This is a genomic window from Desulfotomaculum sp. (assembly GCF_982386235.1).
Map to the genome: position 1 here is coordinate 64,834 of NZ_CEVWQM010000017.1, position 23,263 is coordinate 88,096.

The window sequence follows — 23,263 nt, forward strand, 5'->3', positions numbered from 1 at the left end:
ACATTTAAGGTTAGGGGTGAGGGGATGGATCTTTCCAAACGGCAGGAAACCATTATAGAAATTGTCAAAAACGATGGTCCTATTACCGGCGAGCAGATTGCAGAACGCCTCAACCTGACTAGGGCAACCTTAAGGCCAGACCTATCGATTTTGACGATGGCGGGGATCCTTGAGGCTCGGCCGAGGGTAGGATATTACTATAGTGGAAAATCCGCTGACAAGATCCTAGCAGATAAAATCACCCGGATCAAGGTGGGTGAAGTTAAATCAGTGCCCACGGTGGTTTCTGAAAGCTGTTCTGTATATGATGCAGTGGTCACAATGTTTATTGAAGATGTGGGGACCCTCTATATTGTTCGTGAAGGCGGTATGTTAGACGGTGTTGTCTCACGCAAAGACTTGCTAAAGACCACCCTTGGTGGTCACGACATTCACAAATTGCCTGTTGGCGTGATCATGACAAGAATGCCGAATATCCACATGGTTCAGGAGAATGACTCGGTCTGGTTAGCGGCCCATAAGCTGCTAACCCATGAAATCGATTCGTTACCAGTGGTACGGACTGTTCAGGTGGTCAACGGCAAAGATTACGAAGTCGTTGGCAGATTTTCCAAGACAAATGTTACCCGGCTCTTTGTTGAATTAGGCGAAGGGTCTTGAGGAGGGGTTTACCATTATAGCACCAAAAGACGATCATCCGGTGGTCTATATTGTATCTGACTCCATTGGTGAAACGGCAGAATTAGTGGCCAAAGCGGCAGTTAGCCAATTTAATGGTGTAGACATAGAAATACGCCGTGTTCCCTACGCCAATGATCCCCAGGATATTGTAGATATTGTTAATGAAGCGCAGGGTCAAAACTGTATCATTGCCTTTACTCTGGTTTTGCCTGAGTTGCGGGAAGTTTTGATTATAGAATCAGATAAGCATAACATCCCCACAGTAGATATTATGGGCCCCATTTTAGATGCTTTAAGCATCATTACGTCGGGTCCCCCAAAACTTGAACCTGGCTTGGTGCGCAAGCTGGATGAAGAGTATTTCCGTCGGGTTGAAGCCATCGAATTTGCAGTAAAGTATGATGACGGAAAGGATCCCAGAGGAATTCAAAAAGCCGATTTGGTAATTCTCGGAGTTTCCCGGACATCTAAAACACCTTTAAGCATGTATTTGGCAAATAAGCGAATTAAGGCGGCCAATGTTCCATTGGTGCCAGAAGTGGCACCGCCTAAGGAAATTTTTAATCTCGCGAACAAAAAAGTCATTGGCTTAACCATCAAACCCCAACAATTGAATGTGATTCGCACAGAAAGGTTAAAAACCCTGGGGCTTACCTCAAATGCAGATTATGCCAGTCATGCACGTATCTTAAAAGAGCTGGAGTATGCCGAGGAAATTATGAAGCGAGTTGGCTGCCCGGTGATTGATGTTACCAATAAAGCTATTGAGGAAACTGCCAGTAAAGTGCTGGAAATCTATTATAGGGGTGAAAGGTACGGTCGGTAGTTTTCTAAAATATGACAAGGTGGAATAAAGATAAGTAAAGAGGCGAATTCTATTTCGGAGGTGAGTAATGCTCACCTCCTGCCTCAAAAAACAGGAGGGAATTTAAATTGGCAACCAAAAAATATGTCTATGCTTTTTCGGAAGGAAAAGCAGAAATGAAAGGCCTTTTAGGCGGTAAAGGCGCCAACCTAGCGGAAATGACCAATATCGGCCTTCCGGTACCCCCTGGATTTACCATCAGTACGGAGGCTTGTAAAGAATTTTACAATGCCGGACGTAAATTCCCCGAAGGACTTGAGCAGGAAATAGAAGCAAAAGTAGCCTGGTTAGAGCAAACACTTAATAAAAAATTCAACGACCTGAGCGGTCCCCTTTTAGTATCTGTGCGTTCTGGCGCAGTTGTTTCCATGCCTGGTATGATGGACACGGTATTAAATCTAGGTCTTAATGATCAAACCGTCACTGCCTTGGCTGACAGCAGCGGCAATGCACGTTGGGCGTACGATTGCTATCGTCGCTTTATTCAAATGTTTGGTAATGTTGTTCTGGACCTTGAACATCATAAATTCGAAGCCGTTTTGGAAGATCAGAAACACAAGAGAAATGTTGAATTTGACAATCAGTTAACTTCTGAGGATTGGCAAGAAGTTATTGAAAAATATAAATACATCGTTCGCAAAGAAACAGGCAGTGACTTCCCGCAGGATCCCAAGGAGCAGCTTTATAAGGCTATTTATGCAGTTTTTGATTCCTGGGAGAATGACCGTGCCATCGTCTATCGTAAGGTGCATAGGATTTCCGATGATCTGGGCACCGCTGTTAACGTGCAGGCAATGGTCTTTGGTAACATGGGGGATGATTGCGGTACGGGTGTAGCCTTTACCCGTAACCCCTCCACCGGCGAGAAACTGCTTTATGGTGAGTATCTGACCAATGCCCAGGGTGAAGATGTGGTGGCTGGTATTCGTACTCCCCAGCCTATTGCCAAACTGGCTGAGGAAATGCCCGATGTTTACCAGCAGTTTGCCCAAACCTGCATCCTTTTGGAAAACCATTACAAAGACATGCAAGACATCGAGTTTACCATTGAACGCAATAAATTATGGATGCTGCAGACCCGTAACGGTAAGCGTACCGCCCAGGCTGCCATTCGTATTGCGGTGGAAATGGTTAGTGAAGGCGTCATTACGAAGGAAACGGCCATCAATCGGGTTGATCCCAATCAACTCAATCAATTGCTGCACCGCCGTATTGATCCTACTGCCAAACTGGAAGTAGTGGCCAAAGGTTTACCTGCTTCCCCTGGTTCTGCATCTGGAGAAGTGTGCTTTGATGCTGACCTAGCGGAAAAATTACATGAACAGGGGCATAAGGTGATCTTAGTTGGTACCGAAACCACACCAGACGATATCCATGGCATGGTAGCAGCCCAGGGTATTTTAACCTCTCGGGGTGGTATGACCAGTCACGCTGCCGTGGTGGCCCGTGGTATGGGTAAACCCTGCGTCTGTGGTTGTGAGGCCATTCGTATTGACCATGAAAATAAACAATTTATGGTAGGTAAAATTAAAGTTAAAGATGGCGACATCGTATCCATTGATGGCTCCACCGGTGAAGTGATTCTGGGTGAAGTACCCATGATCGAGCCGGAACTTTCCAACGAATTCCAACTATTATTACAGTGGGCCGATGAACTTCGCACCATGGGAGTAAGGGCCAATGCGGATACGCCAGAGGATGCTGCCAAGGCCCGGGAATTTGGTGCCGAGGGTATTGGCTTGACCCGTACCGAGCATATGTTTATGGCTTTGGATCGTTTACCCATCGTACAAGAAATGATTTTGGCCAATGATATTGAGGAAAGGGCAGAGGCACTGGCTAAATTACTGCCCATGCAAGAAGAAGATTTCTACGGCATTCTCAAGGCCATGGACGGACTGCCTGTATGTATCCGCCTATTGGATCCCCCCTTACACGAGTTCCTGCCCAATGCCGAAGAACTGGCTGTGGAAATTAACACCTTGAAGTTAACCAATGGGGACCCAGCTAAGTTAAGCTATAACGAAGAGTTAATGCGCAAGGTACGCTCCTTATCCGAATTCAACCCCATGCTAGGTCACCGGGGCTGCCGCCTTGGCGTTACCTGGCCGGAAGTATATGCTATGCAAGCCAGAGCCATCTTCCAAGCCACTGCCCGCCTGGTGCAGGAAGGCTACAAGATTGAGACGGAAGTGGAAATTCCTTTAGTTATCGAAGTTAAGGAATTGGCTTATCTACGTCAATTAGTAATTGATATTGCGGATCAAGTTAAGCAAGAAACGGGTGTGGATTTCCATTATACCGTAGGCACCATGATTGAAATTCCCCGGGCGTGTTTACTGGCCGATGAGATTGCTACCGAGGCAGAATTCTTCTCCTTTGGTACCAATGACCTGACCCAAACCACCCTGGGCTTCTCCCGGGATGATGCCGAAGGCAAATTCATGCAGCCCTACATTGAGAAGAAAATCCTTGCCGAAAACCCCTTCATTGTCCTAGACCGTAAGGGTGTTGGCAAACTCATGCAGTGGACCGTAGACAATGCCCGCCGGGTAAAACCTGACCTCCTCATCGGCATCTGCGGCGAGCACGGCGGCGAACCCAGCTCCGTAGAATTCTGCCACCTGATTGGCCTCAACTACGTTAGCTGCTCCCCCTACCGTGTACCTATCGCACGTTTAGCAGCCGCCCAGGCCGCAGTTAACAACAAAGACCAATCGAAATAAGGTTAAATAAATATAAAAACAGGGTATTGTCACTTAATTGGCAATACCCTGTTTTTATTCTTTAAGTGTATGGGAAGTATGTTATGATGAACATTAGTAGAAAAATATGCAGCGAAGATTTTTAATGGGAGTAGAATAGATGAAAAAAGGTATTAAGACTACCATAGTAATTTTGGCCATTATTATTGTCGGTGTGTGGATTGTATCAAAAATACCGTTTGCGACTAATATAAATCAGACAATAACTGCAGAAAAATATGTGAACGGAGTGGCAGTTGAAGAAACCTCAGTATTTATCAATGGTGCAAGAAGCAATTATCTGTTTAGTGACAAACAGTATTATGAAGGACAGTTTATTATTGAAAGTTACGAAAGAACTGGTCGTGAAGGCATGAAGGCAAATATAGAATGGTATAAGGACTATGAAGACTCAGATGTACAACGCATCCTATATTTTCAAAATGCTTCATTCCCTTCATTAGAAATACGTCATGAGCTCCTTATCAACAATGAGATGGATGAATTTGCTATCGGTTTTAAGGATAGCACAGTTATATCTACCTCAGGTGAAATGTTTGAAAACTATATAAAAAATTGTATGAAAGATTAAATCCAGCAAAATGACACATTATTTATATTTTGTGCAGTTAGTAAGAACAGTTATAAAATTAAAGGTTACCAAAAGTGTTCCATAATGCGAAAAAAGGTTGATTGGTCTATTATGATAGCAGCAGCCCAGGCCGCCGTTATCGAAAAAGACCAATCAAAGTAAGATAAATACTATCGGTGAAGCTTCAAGGGGCGCCAGCCTGGAAAACAACAAAAGACGGCTTCTGGCAAATGCCAGTCGCCGTCTTTTGTTGTAAAATGATAGTAGTGAACAACACTTTGCAGCCAGATTATACATTAACCGGGAATGTATATCAACTGCTAATTCCGATGGATATAGGGGAAATGATCCCGGTGGACGATTCAGTGAGACTACTCAATGCCGTGTTGGAAAGGATTGATTATCGAAAATTGCATGCGGCATACTCCCGGCTGGGGAGAATCGAGAGGTCACCGGAAAGTCTCTTTAAAATCATCGTTTACGGATACATGAACGGCATCTATTCCAGCCGAAAACTGGAACAGGCCTGTCAGCGAGATATCAACTTCATGTACCTGCTAGGCGGGTCTCCGGCGCCCGATCATGCAACCATCGCCCGCTTTCGGAGCGAACGGCTGACGGGAATAGTGGAGGATATGTTCTCCCAACTGATAGAACTTTTGGCCCAAGCAGGGGAACTGTCATTATGCAGTGTTTTTATTGATGGAACAAAGCTGGAAGCCAACGCAAACCGATATAGCTTCGTGTGGAAAAAATCCACTCAAAAAAACGAAACCAAAATGCAAGATAAAATGAAAACAGAACTGCCAAAACTGGCGAGCCAAATTGGTATACGACTCTATGTAGGAGAAAAAATCCGGGCCAAAGACCTGAAGAAACTGCGGAAAAAGCTGTATGCCCTAAAGGGTGAAGAGGAATGCACGGGTTACTTTCTATCGAGGCAAACAAAAACTTATGAAGGAGGGACAGTAATGAAAAAAGAATTGAAATGCAGTATCGTTCAGGATTTGCTTCCTAACTATATTGAAAAATTGACCAGTTATAATACAAATCAGGTTATACAAGAGCATTTAAATACTTGTACAGACTGTAAAAGTTTGTATGACCAAATGGTTATTGATAGTATCACCCCTGTGAGTGCACCAAAGATTGAGCTGAAGTTTCTGAAGAAAGTCAAAAGGACAAGAATACTGGCTGCCGCACTATGTATTGTCCTAACACTGGTTTTATCCTATTTACTCTATGATTCAGAATATCATTACACAATTGATAAGGGTGATTTATCTGCAGCCATCACTGAGTTCATCACTCCTTTTGAGCCTGACTTTGAAGCTTATGTGCTGGAGACCCAGGCGGTAGGTAACACGCTGATTGCTTCCTTCAAAGATCAGGCCCACCCTGATAATTACGGAGTTGCTGTACTGGTAAAAGGATTCAACCAAAGATATAAAATAGTTCGCACTCAAACCAAGGCTTCCGATTATTCTTCAGTTGTGGAGATTTTCCCACTTGAAATAAAAAACGAACATTATTATGCCGTGAGCGGCTATAATCTTTCTAGCGATATCCACTTCTATGGGCTAGACTATGATGCATATATTAATCCCGGCTACCATTTTAATGACCGTGTAACGCAATCAATTCAATTCGAGGTAAAGAACCCACAATTCTTGGAGATTTATCCAGTAGATGAACAGGATGAACGGGCTGTAAACGAATCTAGCGAGACCCTATACAGCTATCATCTAACAAAGGCATCCCTCTATGATGCCAACGGCAACAGAATTACCGAAAATTTTAGAAAAGAAAATCCGGGGGCCCGGGTTCACTCAGGTACTACTGAAAAAGCCGAACTATTCTTGCTCTATGTCTATATCGCAATTGTTATCGTCCTTGGAATAATAATGACGAGATATTTTTTAACAGAATAGAATTTTAGGGAAGATGATAGTTTTAGTTGTTTTGATGTTGCCTAAGGATATTTACTGCAATTAAATTTACAAGGAGAAGCAGTGTTCCATAATGTGATAGGTCTATTTTGTTAGCGGCAGCGCAGGCCGCGGTTAACAACAAAGACCAATCGAAATAAAGGTTAGAATAGTAGCGTGTAGCCCCAAAGGGTATTGTCTTTTAGTGATGCTAAAGGACAATACCCTATTTTTTTATTTGTTAAAATACTCCCTATCCTAGAAACGGGTAGGGTCTTTGTTTTGGCATAAAGCAATATTATTAAAAAAATAGATGTAATGAGAGGTGCTTTTCTTAAAAATATATAGTTGTAATTGCCAAGTTGCACATTGACATCTATCTATATGTAGGAATATAATATAGATAACCATCTATATTATTGTTTTACGAAAGAAGGTGCTAAGGTGGAAAATAAATACAGGGATTATGCTTTGTTTATGAAAGCTCTCTCAGATGAAACAAGGGTTAAGATATTTCATATGCTTTCTCAGGGTGAGCTTTGTGCTTGTAATATTTTAGATGAATTTAACATTACACAGCCGACTCTTTCATACCACATGAAAATTTTAAGTGAAAGTGGCCTTGTGAATAGTAGGCGTGATGGAATTTGGATGAAATATACGATTAATAAGGATAGTCTTGAAATACTAAATAAATTTTTAAATGATATTGCTATAAACCTAGAAAACCCAAATAAATGCTTTGAATGCCCTGAAAAATGTTAGAAGATGATCTTTTAATTACTTAATAATTCCAGATACTAATGGGATTGGGGGCTCGAGGGCCCAACTGGTAAGAGTGATAATGAATTTGAAGTTATTACCACAGAAATTGAAAAGAAGATTAAGGAGCTTAGAAAGCGGAACTCGACTCAGTCCTTTGTTAAATAATTTAAGGAGTGGTATCTATGGGTGATATAAATAAAACTGATATTAGAAATATTGTTCGTAAAAGTTATGGTAAAATAGCTGACGACAAGGTAAACGGTGGAGGATGCTGTAGCGGTAGTATTAAAATAAAAGATTCTACCCAAAAAGTATCAAAAGAAATTGGGTACTCTGATGAAGAAATGTTAAATGTACCAGAAGGCGCTAACATGGGGTTAGGTTGTGGAAATCCTCAACTGATTGCAGAGATAAAAGAAGGTGAAACAGTAATTGACCTTGGGAGCGGAGGCGGATTTGATTGTTTCTTAGCATCAAAAAAGGTAGGTCCCGAGGGATATGTAATTGGAGTAGATATGACTCCTGAAATGGTGAGTAAATCAAGGCTTTTATCAAAGAAACATAAATATACGAATGTAGATTTCAGATTAGGTGAAATTGAAAATCTTCCAGTAGCGGATAACACAGCCGATGTAATTATCTCAAATTGTGTAATAAACTTGTCCCCCAAAAAACAAAGGGTATATAATGAGGCATACAGGGTATTGCTAAAAGGTGGTAGAGTTGCTATTTCCGATGTAGTCCTAATTAAAGACCTGACAGAAGAAATGAAGCAAGACGAAAAACTTTATTGTGGTTGAGTTGCTGGTGCCTCTTCAGTTGAAGAGCTAAAAATATATTTAGAAAGAGCTGGATTTAGTAATATCAATATTGAAACGAAAGAAGTACCGAAGGAATATGCTAAAAAATGGGCACATAATTTAAGCGTTGGTGAATATATTATGTCTGCTTCAATAAAGGCAACTAAATTGTTGTAATTTACTATAAAAACGAACATAGAACTAAATTTCAGATGAGATGTTTAGTTCTATTTATTAAAAATACCTGCATTTGTAAAGCTGGATAGAGTAACAATAAAAATTTATGATTTGCATAAAGTGTTCCAAAATGTGAAAAAACTTTGATTGGTCTTTGTTGTTAGCAGCAGCCTAGGCTGCGGTTAACAACAAAGACCAATCGAAGTAAAATTAAAATAAATAACTAGCACAGGGTATCGTTCACTTAAATTAAGGGATACCCTGTGCTAGTTATTCATCTGGTGATCCCTTGGAAAAAGGTGCTATAATGAAGCTTAGTCGGATGTTGTGCAGCAAAGATTGGTTGAAGCCGATAAGGGGGAACAAATATTGTCCGAAAACGAAATAGATTTATCTTTCTCCGGCAAAAAACGCAGTGATCTGCACCCTGACTGTGAAAACTGTTTTGGTTTATGCTGTGTTGCACTCTACTTTTCAGCTTCAGAAGGTTTCCCGATCAACAAAAACGCAGGTGAGCCTTGCCCCAATCTGGAACAAGACTTTCGCTGTTGTATTCACAATAACCTATTGGAACATGGACTTAAAGGTTGCATTGCATTTGAGTGTTTTGGCGCGGGTCAGAAGGTTTCTAAAGTTAGTTTTGATGGACGCGACTGGCGGAAGGCCCCAGAATCTTCTGAGCAAATGTTTAAGGTATTTTTATTCATGAGACAACTTCATGAGCTCCTCTGGTATCTGACAGAAGCGTTGACGCTACAACCAGCCAGCACGATCCATGGTGCGCTTAGCGCCATGCTTTATGAGACGGAACAAGTCACTTGCCTTAGACCCGATTTACTCATGCAACTAGACTTGGTAGCACACCGAGCAAAAGTTAATACTCTGCTTCTGAGGACGAGTGAACTTGTAAGGAGTGAAGTTTTACACGGGCTGAAGACTCATCGCGGACGCAAGAAAACCTTCGGCAGGGGAACAGACCTTATTGCGACTGACCTTAGAAAAATCGACCTGAGAGGAGCTAACTTGAGAGGAGCATATCTTATTGCAGCAGATCTCAGAGGAGCAGACCTAAAGGGTACTGATTTCATTGGAGCTGATTTCCGAGATACAGACCTTAGAGGGGCAGACCTTAGCAAGAGCATCTTTCTTACACAAGCTCAGCTTAATGTAGCGAAGGGGGATGGTAGTACAAGATTACCTCCATTACTTATTCACCCCAAGCACTGGAGTGTTGCCCCTTAAATGGTAAAGACTGGTTTATGTGCATTTTTCTTATTTTGTGCATTTAGTCACAACGGCCGTGCAATTTATGAATTACATCAAGTGTTCCACAATGTGAAAAAACGGCACTTGGTCTATTATGATAGCAGCCGTCCAGGCCGCGGTTAACAAAAAAGACCAAGCGAAGCAATTAAAACAAATATTCAAAGCAGGGTATCGCCACTTAAACTTAGGAGGCAGTACCCTGTTTTGGTTATTCAATATGTGAGATTGTGGTAAAAATGTTATACTGAATTGGTAGAGAATGATGCAACAGATAGTGTTTTTTGGAGGGATGCATGTGACAAAAAAGAGAAAATATATCATTGGCGTAATATTAATGGTTTGGTTTGCATTTTTTATTACAGATTTTTCTTTCGCAAAGGCAAATAAATCCCCTATCTTTGCAGTGCCTGTAGTAATGCACAAAGATGGTGGTTCAACAGAATACTATGGGTTAGGATATAAGGTTATAAAATATGTTAATCTAACGGTTGAAAAAGGGACAGAGGTGGTAAAAACTGATTTTGGTACTTGGCTTATGAGATTTTCATTTCCTGAACTAACGGATAGAATACCAATGGTAAGAATTGCAGGAAGGTTATATTTAGACACTGGAAAAGAAAGTGATATTGAAGCAAGATGTGGGGTCATGGATGGAAAAATAACTTCAACGGTAGAACCTTTTGAAAAACCTACCCAGGATAATCAATCTAATTTTGGTAGTGGGTATGAATATCAGTTTGTAAATGATAACAGTATTGATATTTATATGAATGAAAAATGGATTAGATTTGAGAATAAAGATTAACAGAGGTTATGCGTATCATACTGGGTTGAGGCCATCAAGAATTTTTATATCGTGTGCGGGATTACAAGGAGGCAAAATGTTAAAACGGGCATTAAGATTTGCTATTGGACCAAGTATTGGGATAACTTTAGGAGGCATAATTATTCCGAGAATTATGTCTCCTAATTTTTATAATGAAACATATCCACCGATATTGGTACATGCAGCTTTGTATTTTATTATAGGTTATATTGTATCATTCCTAGTTTCTTTTTTTATAGAATGGACGAAATCAAAATTTTAATTAGGTGATTTAAACGTTCACGAAAACTCTGGTTTTCAATGTATAGCTGTACTTCCGAAGTTCCAGGAATCATCAAAATACCATCTGTATCCATTTCAGAGATAGGTTGTCACTTGGTGATTTAGAGCAAACTTTAGGATGTACTGGTTTATTTGCAAATTGACAACATCGGTCTATTCATGTAGACTAAAAACATAGTAGTCTATATGAATAGACCCAAGGAGATATGGCATGGACAAATTAAATCTTTGCGAAAGTGAATATCGTTTTGCCTGTATTGTTTGGGAGAACGAACCCCTTGGTTCTGGAGAACTGGTAAAGCTTTGCAATGAAAAGCTTGGGTGGAAAAAATCTACAACCTATACCGTTTTGAAAAAGTTGTGTGAAAGGGAAATATTGCAAAATGAAAATGCAATCGTTAGTGCCATTGTAAAACGGGAGCAGGTGCAAAAATTTGAAAGCGAACAGTTTATGGACAAAACCTTTAACGGCTCATTGCCCCAGTTTATTACAAGTTTTATGAGCGATAAAAAGCTGTCAAAGGCTGAGGCAGATGAACTTAAAAAACTGATTGACAGCTATAAGGGGTGATAGGCATGGATTTCTTGCCGGCTTTATTTTCTAGCGTACTTAACATGAGTATTACCACAAGTTATGTCATTTTATTTGTTATGCTTACGCGATTGTTTCTTAAAAAAATGCCTAAAATTTTTTCCTACGCTTTATGGGCAGTTGTATTATTTCGGTTTTTATGTCCATTTTCCTTTTCCTCCGCTTTTAGTTTTTTAAAAGCCATCACCCCAAGCTCAGGTAAAATGGATTATATCCCTTCTGATATTGGGATGAGGGTACAACCCCAGCTAGAAACCGGGACAGGTACAGTAAATTCAATTAGCAGTGGCTCTTTAGCGGCAGCAATGCCCTATGCCAGTGCACATTCGATGGAATTTATCACGTTTGTTATGGCTGGCATATGGGCACTTGGTGTTCTGGTTCTAATAATTTATAGTGTTGCCTCCTACTTCCTGTTAAAAAGAAAAGTCAGCACAGCGATGCTTTTGCAGGATAATGTTTTTGCGTGTGAAAACATTGCCACACCTTTTGTGCTTGGCATCATAAACCCTAAAATTTATTTGCCAATAGGGCTCTCGGAAACAGAGAAAAGATTCATCGTAAAGCATGAACAAACCCACATCAGACGATTTGACTATATCATTAAGCCTGTGGCTTTTTTAGTACTTTGCATCCATTGGTTTAATCCTTTAGCATGGATCAGCTTTGTGCTGATGAGTCGTGATATGGAAATGTCCTGTGATGAACAGGTCATCAACGAGCTTGGTCCAGAAATCAAAAAGGAATATAGTGCCTCCTTATTATCCTTGGCAATGAATGGAAAAATGATCAGTGGAAGCCCTCTTTCCTTCGGAGAAACGGGTGTAAAAGGGCGGATAAAAATAAACAAGAAAAAGCAATCAGTATTAAGGATTTAACAGAAAAGTCAATTATCACCAGTGACCGCTACCAAAAGACAGAATATCCCCTGCTAGCTGCACTTCCCAAAGAAGATATTTATTTATATGGATTGAAGCCTGGCGGCGTAGTGCTTCGATATGGGGATAAGCTTCAACTTTTTAATTGGGAATATCTGATGCCCAGATTTATTTTGCCTGTTTTACATAAATACGATCTAGATCATGATGGCGAGGATGAAATTATTTGTGTCCTAGATGCAGGTTCGGGCACAGGATTATCCCTTTATGAACTGCATGTTCTAAAGCCTTCCGGGGCATCTGGTTATGTTGACTACATGTTTAGTGATTATTTAGAACAGGTGACAAGGATGCTCTCCGCCACTTATTATCAAAAAGAAAATAGCCTGCTATTAAAAACCAATAAGGATAGTTATACCTATCGTATTCCTGCAGAATATCAAAACTTAACTTATAAAAGTATAGCTTATGGAGATATTGTTTTCTTTGATATTTCAAATGGTTTAAAAATAAAGATGCCACTTGGTGTGTACTTTGACGAGATGGCAAGCCCACAGTTTTTTGAAGATGCTGTCTTTTTTAATGGAGACATTGTATTTAAAAATGGCAAATTTCAGATTGTAAATCCACAAATAACCAAATAAAAACCCGGAGCAAGCAAGCTTCTACAATGCGGATGATGCTGTTGGATAGTAGTTATCTTCCAGCTTTCTAGTAGAATATTGCGAAGTATTATAGAAAAGATAGGAGGGCTGTAATGAAGTGGAAGTTTAGTATTTTGCTCATAATTGTTATGATTATTTTTGTGGGTTGCTCGAAGGACAGTCATAGTAAAGTTGATTCTCAAAGTTATTCAGCACAAAGTGTAGTAGAGAAATATTTTCAATATAGAAATGAGAAAAATAAAGATAAACTATTAACTACTTTAACAGAGCATTGGAACGCCCCAAATGTGGTTTGGGGATTTGAAAATTTGGATAGTATCCGAATTATAAATATTGAAGAAGAGAAAAACGAAAAAGTAAAGAAACTTTATTTGAGTAACGGAAGAGGTAGTATAAATGGAACAAAAGAAAATAACCTCAAGGTTTATAAAGTTAAATATGTAGTAAAGAACAAAAATGATAGCGTGGGACCCCAGGAAAGCGGGACATATGAGTGGTGGTATTTTGTTATAAGAAAAGATGAAAGTTCACCATTGGCGCATAGATGATTTTGGAGTATAAATAATTCATATTTTATACCGCTTCTAATGATTACCAGCAGCAACTACAATAATAAGACAATTGAAAAGACCTGATCTGGACCGAGATAAAACGCACAGTTTATCTGTGTAGACGGAAGGATAAAAGCCTGGAGATATTATGTATATCTTCCGGGTTTTTATTCTGAACGATTATGCGATGAAAGTGAGGAGATAACCAATGTTTAGAGGATTGAGAAGAGGTAAGCAATTATTATCAATGGAAGATACCATAGCTGTAATGGACAGATGCACAAATGGTGTTCTGGCATGCTTAGGTGATGAAGGCTTTCCTTATGCCGTTCCACTCAGCTATGTCTATTACAATGACAAAATCTATTTTCATTCAGCAAAAGCCGGACATAAAATCGATGCTATTTCGAACTACCCAAAGGTATCTTTTTCAGTAATCGATGAAGATACGATAGTAAGTGAAAAATATACTAGTTATTTCCGTAGCATTATTGCTTTTGGTAAAGCAAGGATTGTAGAAGGTGATGAGCGGCTGGAAGCTTTTAAGGCTTTAGTTGAAAAGTACTCAGGAAATCAACCGGAAGAAGCCAAACGTAAGGAAATAATCGGATGTTCGCAAGCTTATATTATTGCAATTGACGTCGAACATATAACTGGCAAGGAAGCCATTGAATACGTCAACGTAAAAAGATAATTACCAAAGCCTTTGTTTATACCTTTTACCACTATGATCAGGGAAAAATGCTGATGGGGCAAGCGTATAAAGATAGGGCAGAAATGGCTAAGGATCCGGAAGTCGCTCCTTGCCTTTTGGCAATTAAAAATAAGGATTTTCACACTATGAGTATTTTATGGGATAAGGCGATTTATACAAACCATAAACCCTTACCAGAAGACAATAAATTGTATATCAATGCAACCTTAAAACAGAGAAGCTTAGTAGATATTTATTGGGCACTGGCCTTATTTAATATGTCAAATGAAGATAATGGATATACAGCGGGTAATAACCAGATAAATGAAATAGAGGCCCCGGTACTGAGCTTTTGGGGTGATAAGGACATAATAATACCGGAAGCGACAGCAAGAGGAACCGTTGAAGCCCTGGGAGACAAAGCGGAGTTGATTATTCTAAAAAATAGTGGACACTCTCCTTTCGTTGATTGTCCGGATGTGCTAATGCAAAAGATAGGTGATTTTATTATATAATGATAGAGATTACATAATTACGATTTGTAAATATCAAAATTCATATTACATTGCTTAAGAAGATAGCGGGTGGCCCAGGCCGCTGTTAATAACAAAGACCAATCGAAGTAAGGCCAAAAACGGTTGGTTAAAGCTCAAAAAGACTTTTATATTAAGGATTTGGGGACTTCGTATAAAATAAAGCAAGGGTATTATTTATTAGTGCTTTTAAAAAATAATACCCTGTTTTTGTTATCAATGGGAGTGTAATTATTCTTTATTTTTCAGGAAGTTAAGTATCCGATCCGCTGAAAATCGACATTTTTGCCGTCAGTGGTTTGAAATATTTGAACGTCTCTGTTGCGAATGAAAGTTTTTCCTCCAATCTGGATGAATAGGATGAAGAAACATTACCGCCGATTCCCATTTGTATATATTTTCCACTGTATCTCTGAATATTATGATAGGTTTGAGCCACTATTTGAAGTGGATCTCGCAAATCGGAACGGTGGCTCTATCCGTATATTACTCAATCTCACCTTCCTGTCTAATTAAAAAGCCATCTTTCAGCTTCTTCTTTACTTTCATACATTCTAAAATGATTGCCCTTGTTTATTTCAATGACCATCTCTTTAAATCTGCCTTTTTGAATTGTCTCCTGAGGGATAATAGCAGCAGCTTTTATACCATAGTTTATAAATTTTTGAATAATATTACCAGCCACTTTGGTTTTAAGTTTGAAGAAGTCTTCTGATAAGGCTGCATCGTGTATCATAAGCGCATGTGCCTCATGCTCCCAGCATAAAGCCACCAGATCAAGTGCATCATTCTCGGTACTTAATGGTTGGGTAGTAGAAATCAGTTCAATATATTTTTTATTCTCTGTTTCTCTAATTTGATAGTTCATTTTATCTATTTCCTCCACAGCTTCATTTTCAAACAACTTCTGACGGGTTTCACGGACCCAATTCAGTTCATTATGATAGGTTGAAATAATGTTTTCTGAAATCACCTCCCATATTAAACTTTCCCGAGTGCTTCTATTAGGAGAATGAATAGAATTAGGAGAATGAATAGAACGTCTGCACTTCTCCTGCTGCATAATCAATTGTGCTTTGATTTCATTTTCATATTTTGTGAGAATTTCACTTAATTCTTGATTGCTTAACATATCTGACCAGGCAAGTTGTACCAAAAATAATTTTTTTATTTCAGGAGCCTCCGGTGATGATATAACCCACTCTTTTAGTTCTTTAAGCCCTTCTTCTGTTATGGTATATATTTTTTTTGAAGGAGAGTTATCCCGATGAATCACTTTACTTGTAACAAGTTCTTCCTCTTCCATACGAATAAGAGCTTTGTAAATTTGATTATTATTACCAGACCAATACATAAAGGAGGAATTCTCAAAAGTCTTTTTTAGTTCGTATCCGGTTGAAGGCTTCCAACTAAGTATACCTAATATTGCTGATTTGATTGACATTCAATGCACCTCTTTTAACAATAACATAGATTAACAGTAACATATGTTATTGCGGATGTCAATTTGAGAAAATTTATTTGACATGTTGTTGATTAACATGTTCCCATGAACTTTTAATAGCAATGATTACAAAAAGTGTTTGCTAGAAGAGGACATAAAAAAGATATTTTTGTATGCTAATCTATACTCGGAGGTGCAAAGGATGGTTTTTAAGCTTCTTTTAGTCGAAGATGATGCGGAAATGAGAGAAATTATTACAGATTATTTTATAGAGAAAAGCAGTGGAGCTTTTGCTGTAAGTTCTGCGGAAACGGGGAATGAAGGTTGCCAAAAATGCTTTGACAACGAATATGATTTGGTACTTTTGGATGTCATGCTACCAGAGGTTGACGGATTTACCATTTGTAGGGAGCTTAGAAAAATTAGCGATGTGCCGATCATATTTATTACAGCAAGGCACAATGAAGAAGATCGATTGCATGGGTATCAGCTTGGCTGCGATGACTATTTAACGAAGCCTTTTTCTTTGGCAGAGCTTTATGCAAAAGTAACGGCTTTATTAAAGCGTGCAAAAGGTATGATAAGAAATGAAATAATGACGGCAGGTAGCATAAAACTAGACCCATATCGCTATACGGTTTTTGTAAATGATGAGGAAATAATACTGGCACCAATAGAATTTGCTGTTTTAAAGATTCTTATGGACAATCTTGGTCAAGTGGTGAGCCGTGACAGCCTACTGGTTAGGGTTTGGGGATATGATTTTGATGGCAATGACAGAGTGGTGGACAACCATATAAAAAAACTGCGTAAAGCTTTAGGCAGTGCTTCTTCTCAAATCAAAACTGTATTTAAAAGAGGGTATAAACTGGAGGAGGAGTAATGAAAAAGAATAAAGCAAAGAGCATAATTTACCTACGTACTTTGAGTGTATTTTTGGCAACCTATTTAGTGCTGATGATAGGTTTCAGCGTATTTTTAGTATTCCAGGAAAGACAAGCAGCCGGCATGGAACTCCGGACATACGCCTTACAAGTCAATAATAGAGTCGAGGGTGTTTTGCAAAATCATCTTGATAATAACAAGCATATAACAGATATTTCCAAGGTAAAAAATGAGTTATTACAGGAGAGTCCCTTTTTCACCCTTATGGATTCTGAGGTGGCAATTTTTACGGGTGACTATGAAATTCTTTTTAATACCAATAACGATTGGCGGTGCAGCTATACAAAATATAAAGAAGGAAATAGACATTATGCAGGATATGGCTATTTAAATCCAAAGGATTGGTTTAGCAAAGAAGAAAGAAGGGAGCTTGAAGGATATTTATACGCTAATCCACAACCGAAAAAGATAGGAGACATTTCAGGGTATACGGTAAACTTACAGGGTTTCTGGGTCGATAATGGTAGGATCATTCCAGAAAAAATAAATGTGAATGCCATGTATGCCCAAAAATTTGATGAAAAAGGGGATCTAAGTTCAAGTGGTGGCGTCCATACAGATGACGTTGTCTATCTTTCCGGTTTTGAAAACACAAGGGGTTTACCCTATTTTGAACACGGAGCCATCCTTCCAGATAACGGAAATCCCAACAGTGAGAAACGAAATGAACTTCGCCAAATGGTGGTAGATCCGTCCAAATTAAAAGAAGCCGTTCATCAGTTCAATGGCTTAGAAGGTTTATTTCAAAGGGTAGAGTTGTTAACTTATCGTTACTATTTGGTGGTACCTTATCAGAATGAGGTTAGAGTGAATGATGACGAAAGTCTAGAGGCTGACCTTTGGACGGTAATCGGTTGTGACATAAATATCGGGGAACGGTGTTTTACTACCTTAGCCTTCGTCTGGATTTCCTGTCTAATAACATTTAGTATGGCAGCATTAATACTTGCGAGGCAAACTTTTAAAACTTACAAACAACAGGAGGAACTTGAAAACCAGCGCAAGGAAATGACCAATGCTCTGGCTCATGATCTAAAAACTCCTTTGAGCATTATCTCTGGATATGCCCAAAATTTACAAGAAAATATCCATACAGAGAAAAGAGAGCATTATGCTAATCATATCCAGGCGAATGTAAACCGTATGGATAAAATAATCCACAAGATGCTCGAATTAACTAGATTAGAGTCAGATTCACTGCAAATTAAATTTGAAGATGTAGCACTTGGTGAGGTGTGCAAAAAAATTATTGATCGTTACAAGCTGGTTTGCGAAGACAAATTAATTACTACTTCTTTGGAGGGTAAAGCGTTAATCAAGGCGGATCGCTCTTTAATAGTAAGGGCGATTGATAACTTTTTCTTTAATGCTATTGATAACACACCCGAAGGAGGCTCAATAAATATAAGAATATTTAACGATACACTGGAGATATATAATAGTGGCAGTCACATACCGGAAGATAAAATTGATGAAATATGGTTACCATTCAAAAAAGGAGATATATCACGCAGTCATACAAAAGGTTCGGGTCTAGGATTAGCAATTTCCCGTGCAATTTTGGAACTACACAATTTTTCTTACGGAGCTGTAAATAAAGAAGATGGTGTTATATTCTGGTTCAGATTTCGATAGTTACTATAAACGCTACAATAAAAGTGAGCCAAAATTGAAGGAAACGCCAGAAAAAAAATGAGCCACTTTCAACCAAAAACCTGTATTATCAGAAAGTTACATCTGTTGATACAGGAGGTAAAAAGGAGTGGCAATCGAGATGGATATTTACGAAAGAATCCGTTACCTACACGAGCACGAAGGCCTTTCACAGCGAAAAATTGCAACGATTCTTGGCGTATCCAGAAACACAGTTAAACGATATTATGATGGTTCACATGTGCCCTGGGAAAGGGAAGGTACCAGTGGCCGCAGCAGATTTGTTGTAACCGACGACATTCTAGAGTTCATCAAATCCTGCCTAGTCTCTGACGAGATAGAAAACATCAAAAAGCAGCAACACACTGCAAAACGGATTTACGACAGATTAGTTGACGAGAAAGGTTTTACTGGTGGTCAATCAACAATCCGAGAGATTGTGGCTAAGTTCAGATCTAAGCAGTCCAAAGTCTTTATTCCCCTTTCCTATGATCCAGGCGAAGCAATACAAGTGGACTGGGGAGAAGCAACCGTGTACCTTGCAGGTAAAAAGACTAAACTTAACCTGTGGTGTATGCGGGAATGCTACAGTGCAGATATATTCTGCAAAGCATTTTACCGACAAAATGAAGAAAGCTTTCTAGAAGGACAAGTTAGTGGGCTTGAATACTTTGGCGGTGCTCCCCACAAGGTGATATTTGACAATGCAAAGGTTGCAGTTAAAGAGGGATTTGGAGTACATGCCAAGATACAGGATAGGTACGCTGCCCTGTCAGCCCATTATGCCTTTAAGACGGAGTTCTGCAACATTGCTGCTGGCCATGAAAAGGGCCTGGTCGAAGGGCTGGTCGGTTGGGTACGGCGAAATATATTTGTTCCAATCCCAAGGGTAGAAACCATCGAGGAACTGAATACCGAAATATTACGCCGGTGTTTAAAATACCGTGAACACAAGATAATGGGTAAAGAAGAAACCGTCGGTACGATGGCCGAGGCTGCCACTTCAATGATGGCAACACTACCGAAGTTTAAATTTGATTCCAGTAAGAGTATAATTGTCAGAGTGGACTACTTTTCCACAACCAAGTTTGATTACAACCACTATTCAGTACCAGTCAAGTATGCTGATAAAGATGTAACCATCAAAGGGTACGGCAATGAGATCAGTATCTTGCATCATAACTCAGAAATAGCACGGTACCCTCGGTGTTATCAAAGAGGGGAAACCAAATACAGGCTTGAGCACTACATCGATTTGATAGAACAACGCCCTCGCAGCGTATTTAATGCAAAACCCGTAAGGAGTACCATCTCGGCGGAATTAATGGAGATAGGCAAAAAGCTATCTGGCCCTCGGGAGATGGTAAAGCTCTTGCGGATGTATGTTGACTTTGGTGAAGAACGTTTGATGACAGCTATCAAGCAACTACAAGGTTCTGAAATATCCACCGCACAGATCCATGCATATTTGATACCGGTTAATCAGCCAACCAAAATACAACCAAAGATAGAAGTCAAAGTAGCTAAACCGCAGATTGGAAAATATGACTCTCTTCTAATGGGGGGTGCTGCGGTGTGAGCGTCTTAAATCCACTAAACGAAACCATAAAGCTATATGCAAAACAGCTTAGAACCCCTTCGTTTTCAAGATACGAGAATATCGTAAGACAACTTTGCCCAGGCGATGGCTATGATAAATTCCTGTGTGAACTAATGAAACTGGAACTCTCTCAAAGGCAGGAAGCTGGGCAACGCCGAAGGATTAAAAAAGCAAGCTTCCCCGTAATGAAAACCCTCGATGAATTTAACTTTTCAAGGCTGGAGCATGTTTCTGAAGCATATATCCACGAACTTGCTTCTTGTGACTTTATCAAAAATAGACAAAACATCGTAATGATAGGCACTCCCGGTTCTGGCAAAACTCATTTGTCCACAGGGCTTGGCATAAAGGCTTGTTATGCCGGGTTTAATGTAAAGTTTTACACCGCCGTTAACCTTGCAAATGAGCTTGCCGAAGCTGTGCAATTCCATCGGTTATCAAAGCTTGAGAAAAGCCTTTCAAAAGTGGAATTGCTGATTATCGACGAACTCTCTTATCTGACCTACAACAGGCATCAATCGGAGATGCTATTTCAAGTAATATCAGAGCGTTCTGAGAGGGCCAGCATCATTGTAACAACCAATTTGGAGTTTTCCAGATGGACTGACCTTTTTGAAAATGAAATGATGGTTGCTGCTTTAATTGACAGGATCACCTTCCGCTCTCATATTCTCAATATGAATATGGAGGATTCCGATTCCTATCGGCTAGAGCAGACATTATTAAATGGAAAAGAGGTTAAGAAACATGAATAGAGTTATTGTCACTAACGAGTCAATGTACGATGATGATTCCCTACAATCCATCAAGGAAATGGAAAACCTTGAACTGATTAAGGCCATTCTAGAGTACAGCAAAAACCTTGAGGCTATGGTACTCGAACTAAGGCGGGAAGTAAATGACCTTACCCCTCCCGGTGATCCCAAGCCATACGAGGATATTCACAGTGACATTTACGAATCCTTTGATGACTATCCCGCCTATCAAAAACTCAGAGAAATATTTGAGTGTGAATAACCTTCATAGAATATGAGGTAGCCTGTGGAGCAAAACATCAGAACTATCGAATGCTTCCACAGGCTACCTTATAGTCTAAAGTGGCTCAGTTTTTTTCCAGCGTTTCCACCATAATGGATCACATTTTTCCTGGCGTTAGTGGCTCAACTTTTTTCTGGCGACTGGCTCAGTTTTTTCTTGACAATCGCAAGTTACTAAGGATTTGAGAGAATTTATTTAAACAAAGCAAAGGGTATTGTCTTTTGTGTAATTTTAAGAGACAATACCTTTTTTATTAAGGGTTAGGGTTTTAATTTTTGGAAAAGCACAGAACGGAGTTTTGCCTGCGCGCGCCGTTGCTGGCTGCGGAGTCTTGTGGTAAGCGAGTCGTTATGGTATGCTTACCCAACATATTCAATAGCAGTCGGGAAAGAAAAGTAGAAAAGGGGGAGGTATTATTAAAATCTTAGGGATTGTCGGCAGCAAAAGAAAAAATGGAAATACTTCATTACTTGTTCAAAAGGCTATAGAAACAGCTGGAGAGGGAGGCATCGAAACGGAGGTGATTTTTCTTGGCGATTATACTATAGCAGATTGTACTGGTTGTGAAGGTTGCAAAAATACTTATAAATGCGTTATTAATGATGATATGCAGAAAATATATCCACGGCTGCTTGAAGCAGATGCCGTTATAATAGGTTCCCCTACATATTTTTACAATGTATCAGCTTATGTAAAAGCCTTCATTGACAGGTGTTATTGTTTTGAAGTATTTGCAGAAGATGATCGTTCTGTCTGGATGGGAATCAATGAGGTGCTTGGGGGTAAATATGCGGTTGTTATAGCTGTATGCGAACAATATTCAGAAGCAGATATGGGACATACTGCCGAAACGATGGCAAAATCATTAGAGGCTTTAGGTTACAGGATAATAGATACAGTTAAAGCTTTAGGGTTATTTAAGCCAGGAGATGCCTTAAATGACGAAAGAATATTAGAGCAAGCAGCAAAAGCAGGAAAGAAGCTTGCAAAGACATTAATGTTAAGAAAAGAAATAGAAAAAACATTAAGCTCATGTAATGCTGACATACCTCTATGTTTTTGATATGACAAATTCTCTTTAAAAAGAAATATCGAAATTTAAGGAGAGAAAAGAAAGTATGCTAAAACAAGAAGAAATGATTTCAATGATACGAGATAAAGGGATAAAAGATGAAAGAATCGATTCTATATTGATGTATGGTTCTTTTACCCAGAGTTCGGGAGATAGATTTTCAGATATAGAATTTTATATTTTTGTGGATGATATTTACTATGAAGAATTTGATACTGAAAAGTGGATTTCATCTGCATATCCAATATATACTCATTTTTTTAATGAGTATGGCTCAGAAGTGGTGATATTTACTAACTTGATCCGGGGTGAATTTCATTTTTTACCTCGTAGTGAGATGACAATTATCGAATCCTTTGCAAGTGTGGGGTACTTTCCAGATATCAATTCGATGTGTCTCTGTGATAAAAATGGTAGACTTCGAAAATCACTACGGGCTTTGCAAGGTTGTAAAGTAGAAAGACAGACGGCAGAGAATGTTGAATTTGTATTCAATAACCTACTAAATGCAATTCTATTTGGCATAAATGTTGGAGTAGTATCATTTTAGTTAAGTCAGAAAACTCGTAAAACTGGAAATAATTCCTAATATACAAGGAGGATATCCAGATGCGAGTTTATGACAAAGAGTTTAAAGAAGAAGCCGTCAAATTGTCCAATGATATAGGTAAT

22 protein-coding genes and 1 pseudogene are annotated in these 23,263 nt (G+C 39.3%); 22 read left to right on the plus strand and 1 reads right to left on the minus strand.

What is annotated here, in order from left to right; all coding sequences use genetic code 11:
• Window positions 1-24: 24 nt before the first annotated feature.
• The 15 genes and pseudogenes from ccpN to AC1U9Z_RS11440 all read left to right on the plus strand — a co-directional run bounded on the left by ccpN (window position 25) and on the right by AC1U9Z_RS11440 (window position 14,821).
• Window positions 25-660 carry a transcriptional regulator CcpN gene (gene ccpN, locus AC1U9Z_RS11370; protein WP_333529468.1) on the plus strand — a complete coding sequence of 212 codons (636 nt, stop codon included), beginning with the start codon at window positions 25-27 and terminating at the stop codon, window positions 658-660.
• A gap of 40 nt (window positions 661-700) precedes the next feature.
• On the plus strand, window positions 701-1,507 hold the full coding sequence (locus tag AC1U9Z_RS11375; protein WP_333529469.1) for a pyruvate, water dikinase regulatory protein: 807 nt from the start codon (window positions 701-703) through the stop codon (window positions 1,505-1,507).
• Window positions 1,508-1,614: 107 nt separating this feature from the next.
• Window positions 1,615-4,272 carry a pyruvate, phosphate dikinase gene (gene ppdK, locus AC1U9Z_RS11380; protein ID WP_479957463.1) on the plus strand — a complete coding sequence of 886 codons (2,658 nt, stop codon included), beginning with the start codon at window positions 1,615-1,617 and terminating at the stop codon, window positions 4,270-4,272.
• Between the two features lie 139 nt (window positions 4,273-4,411).
• Window positions 4,412-4,882, plus strand: a complete 471-nt coding sequence (locus AC1U9Z_RS11385) for a hypothetical protein (RefSeq protein ID WP_479957464.1) — start codon at window positions 4,412-4,414, stop codon at window positions 4,880-4,882.
• Window positions 4,883-5,139: 257 nt separating this feature from the next.
• A pseudogene (locus tag AC1U9Z_RS11390) lies at window positions 5,140-5,796 on the plus strand (transposase); the annotation flags it as partial.
• Window positions 5,797-7,254: 1,458 nt separating this feature from the next.
• Complete coding sequence (locus AC1U9Z_RS11395; protein WP_479957465.1) at window positions 7,255-7,575, plus strand: ArsR/SmtB family transcription factor; 321 nt, start codon at window positions 7,255-7,257, stop codon at window positions 7,573-7,575.
• A 182-nt stretch (window positions 7,576-7,757) separates the two neighbouring features.
• Window positions 7,758-8,552 (plus strand): arsenite methyltransferase, encoded by a 795-nt coding sequence (arsM, locus tag AC1U9Z_RS11400; protein WP_479957466.1) that lies wholly within the window; start codon window positions 7,758-7,760, stop codon window positions 8,550-8,552.
• Window positions 8,553-8,921: 369 nt separating this feature from the next.
• On the plus strand, window positions 8,922-9,794 hold the full coding sequence (locus AC1U9Z_RS11405) for a pentapeptide repeat-containing protein (RefSeq protein WP_479957467.1): 873 nt from the start codon (window positions 8,922-8,924) through the stop codon (window positions 9,792-9,794).
• Window positions 9,795-10,113: 319 nt separating this feature from the next.
• Window positions 10,114-10,623: a hypothetical protein gene (locus tag AC1U9Z_RS11410; RefSeq protein WP_479957468.1), complete on the plus strand. Its 510-nt coding sequence runs from the start codon at window positions 10,114-10,116 to the stop codon at window positions 10,621-10,623.
• Window positions 10,624-11,137: 514 nt separating this feature from the next.
• Window positions 11,138-11,497: a BlaI/MecI/CopY family transcriptional regulator gene (locus AC1U9Z_RS11415; protein WP_479957469.1), complete on the plus strand. Its 360-nt coding sequence runs from the start codon at window positions 11,138-11,140 to the stop codon at window positions 11,495-11,497.
• 5 nt (window positions 11,498-11,502) lie between these two features.
• The gene (locus AC1U9Z_RS11420; RefSeq protein ID WP_479957470.1) at window positions 11,503-12,396 is read left to right on the plus strand and encodes a M56 family metallopeptidase; all 894 of its coding nucleotides are present in this window, start codon (window positions 11,503-11,505) and stop codon (window positions 12,394-12,396) included.
• Between the two features lie 158 nt (window positions 12,397-12,554).
• Complete coding sequence (locus tag AC1U9Z_RS11425) at window positions 12,555-13,040, plus strand: hypothetical protein (protein ID WP_479957471.1); 486 nt, start codon at window positions 12,555-12,557, stop codon at window positions 13,038-13,040.
• 113 nt (window positions 13,041-13,153) lie between these two features.
• Window positions 13,154-13,609 carry a DUF4829 domain-containing protein gene (locus AC1U9Z_RS11430; RefSeq protein WP_479957472.1) on the plus strand — a complete coding sequence of 152 codons (456 nt, stop codon included), beginning with the start codon at window positions 13,154-13,156 and terminating at the stop codon, window positions 13,607-13,609.
• 211 nt (window positions 13,610-13,820) lie between these two features.
• On the plus strand, window positions 13,821-14,306 hold the full coding sequence (locus AC1U9Z_RS11435; protein ID WP_479957473.1) for a pyridoxamine 5'-phosphate oxidase family protein: 486 nt from the start codon (window positions 13,821-13,823) through the stop codon (window positions 14,304-14,306).
• 53 nt (window positions 14,307-14,359) lie between these two features.
• Window positions 14,360-14,821, plus strand: coding sequence for an alpha/beta fold hydrolase (locus tag AC1U9Z_RS11440; RefSeq protein WP_479957474.1), 462 nt, complete (start codon window positions 14,360-14,362; stop codon window positions 14,819-14,821).
• Window positions 14,822-15,347: 526 nt separating this feature from the next.
• Here AC1U9Z_RS11440 and AC1U9Z_RS11445 read toward each other — a convergent pair.
• The gene (locus AC1U9Z_RS11445) at window positions 15,348-16,283 is read right to left on the minus strand and encodes a PadR family transcriptional regulator (protein WP_479957475.1); all 936 of its coding nucleotides are present in this window, start codon (window positions 16,281-16,283) and stop codon (window positions 15,348-15,350) included.
• Between the two features lie 202 nt (window positions 16,284-16,485).
• Between AC1U9Z_RS11445 and AC1U9Z_RS11450 the strand changes: the two genes are divergently transcribed.
• The 7 genes from AC1U9Z_RS11450 (at window position 16,486) to AC1U9Z_RS11480 (ending at window position 23,141) form a co-directional block, all read left to right on the plus strand.
• Entirely contained in the window at window positions 16,486-17,166 is a 681-nt protein-coding gene (locus tag AC1U9Z_RS11450; protein WP_479957476.1) for a response regulator transcription factor, read from the plus strand.
• Complete coding sequence (locus AC1U9Z_RS11455) at window positions 17,166-18,863, plus strand: sensor histidine kinase (protein WP_479957477.1); 1,698 nt, start codon at window positions 17,166-17,168, stop codon at window positions 18,861-18,863. The genes AC1U9Z_RS11450 and AC1U9Z_RS11455 overlap by 1 nt, the downstream gene beginning before the upstream one ends.
• A 127-nt stretch (window positions 18,864-18,990) precedes the next feature.
• On the plus strand, window positions 18,991-20,460 hold the full coding sequence (istA, locus tag AC1U9Z_RS11460; protein WP_479957478.1) for an IS21 family transposase: 1,470 nt from the start codon (window positions 18,991-18,993) through the stop codon (window positions 20,458-20,460).
• Window positions 20,457-21,236: an IS21-like element helper ATPase IstB gene (istB, locus tag AC1U9Z_RS11465; RefSeq protein WP_479957479.1), complete on the plus strand. Its 780-nt coding sequence runs from the start codon at window positions 20,457-20,459 to the stop codon at window positions 21,234-21,236. Before istA ends, istB begins: the two co-directional genes overlap by 4 nt.
• Window positions 21,229-21,498 carry a hypothetical protein gene (locus AC1U9Z_RS11470; protein ID WP_333530514.1) on the plus strand — a complete coding sequence of 90 codons (270 nt, stop codon included), beginning with the start codon at window positions 21,229-21,231 and terminating at the stop codon, window positions 21,496-21,498. Before istB ends, AC1U9Z_RS11470 begins: the two co-directional genes overlap by 8 nt.
• A 442-nt stretch (window positions 21,499-21,940) precedes the next feature.
• Window positions 21,941-22,582, plus strand: coding sequence for a flavodoxin family protein (locus AC1U9Z_RS11475; RefSeq protein ID WP_479957481.1), 642 nt, complete (start codon window positions 21,941-21,943; stop codon window positions 22,580-22,582).
• A 55-nt stretch (window positions 22,583-22,637) separates the two neighbouring features.
• Entirely contained in the window at window positions 22,638-23,141 is a 504-nt protein-coding gene (locus AC1U9Z_RS11480; protein WP_479957480.1) for an aminoglycoside 6-adenylyltransferase, read from the plus strand.
• The last annotated feature ends 122 nt before the right edge of the window (window positions 23,142-23,263 follow it).

What these genes read in the sequence shown, in the direction of transcription:
- AC1U9Z_RS11415 (WP_479957469.1), top strand. Translation starts at nt 11,138, where the DNA reads ATGGACAAATTAAATCTTTGCGAAAGTGAATATCGTTTTGCCTGTATT.
- AC1U9Z_RS11455 (WP_479957477.1), top strand. Translation starts at nt 17,166, where the DNA reads ATGAAAAAGAATAAAGCAAAGAGCATAATTTACCTACGTACTTTGAGT.
- AC1U9Z_RS11440 (WP_479957474.1), top strand. Translation starts at nt 14,360, where the DNA reads ATGGGGCAAGCGTATAAAGATAGGGCAGAAATGGCTAAGGATCCGGAA.
- AC1U9Z_RS11420 (WP_479957470.1), top strand. Translation starts at nt 11,503, where the DNA reads ATGGATTTCTTGCCGGCTTTATTTTCTAGCGTACTTAACATGAGTATT.
- AC1U9Z_RS11435 (WP_479957473.1), top strand. Translation starts at nt 13,821, where the DNA reads ATGTTTAGAGGATTGAGAAGAGGTAAGCAATTATTATCAATGGAAGAT.
- AC1U9Z_RS11430 (WP_479957472.1), top strand. Translation starts at nt 13,154, where the DNA reads ATGAAGTGGAAGTTTAGTATTTTGCTCATAATTGTTATGATTATTTTT.
- AC1U9Z_RS11425 (WP_479957471.1), top strand. Translation starts at nt 12,555, where the DNA reads ATGCCCAGATTTATTTTGCCTGTTTTACATAAATACGATCTAGATCAT.
- AC1U9Z_RS11480 (WP_479957480.1), top strand. Translation starts at nt 22,638, where the DNA reads ATGCTAAAACAAGAAGAAATGATTTCAATGATACGAGATAAAGGGATA.
- AC1U9Z_RS11470 (WP_333530514.1), top strand. Translation starts at nt 21,229, where the DNA reads ATGAATAGAGTTATTGTCACTAACGAGTCAATGTACGATGATGATTCC.
- AC1U9Z_RS11385 (WP_479957464.1), top strand. Translation starts at nt 4,412, where the DNA reads ATGAAAAAAGGTATTAAGACTACCATAGTAATTTTGGCCATTATTATT.
- AC1U9Z_RS11445 (WP_479957475.1), bottom strand. Translation starts at nt 16,283, where the DNA reads ATGTCAATCAAATCAGCAATATTAGGTATACTTAGTTGGAAGCCTTCA.
- ccpN (WP_333529468.1), top strand. Translation starts at nt 25, where the DNA reads ATGGATCTTTCCAAACGGCAGGAAACCATTATAGAAATTGTCAAAAAC.
- AC1U9Z_RS11450 (WP_479957476.1), top strand. Translation starts at nt 16,486, where the DNA reads ATGGTTTTTAAGCTTCTTTTAGTCGAAGATGATGCGGAAATGAGAGAA.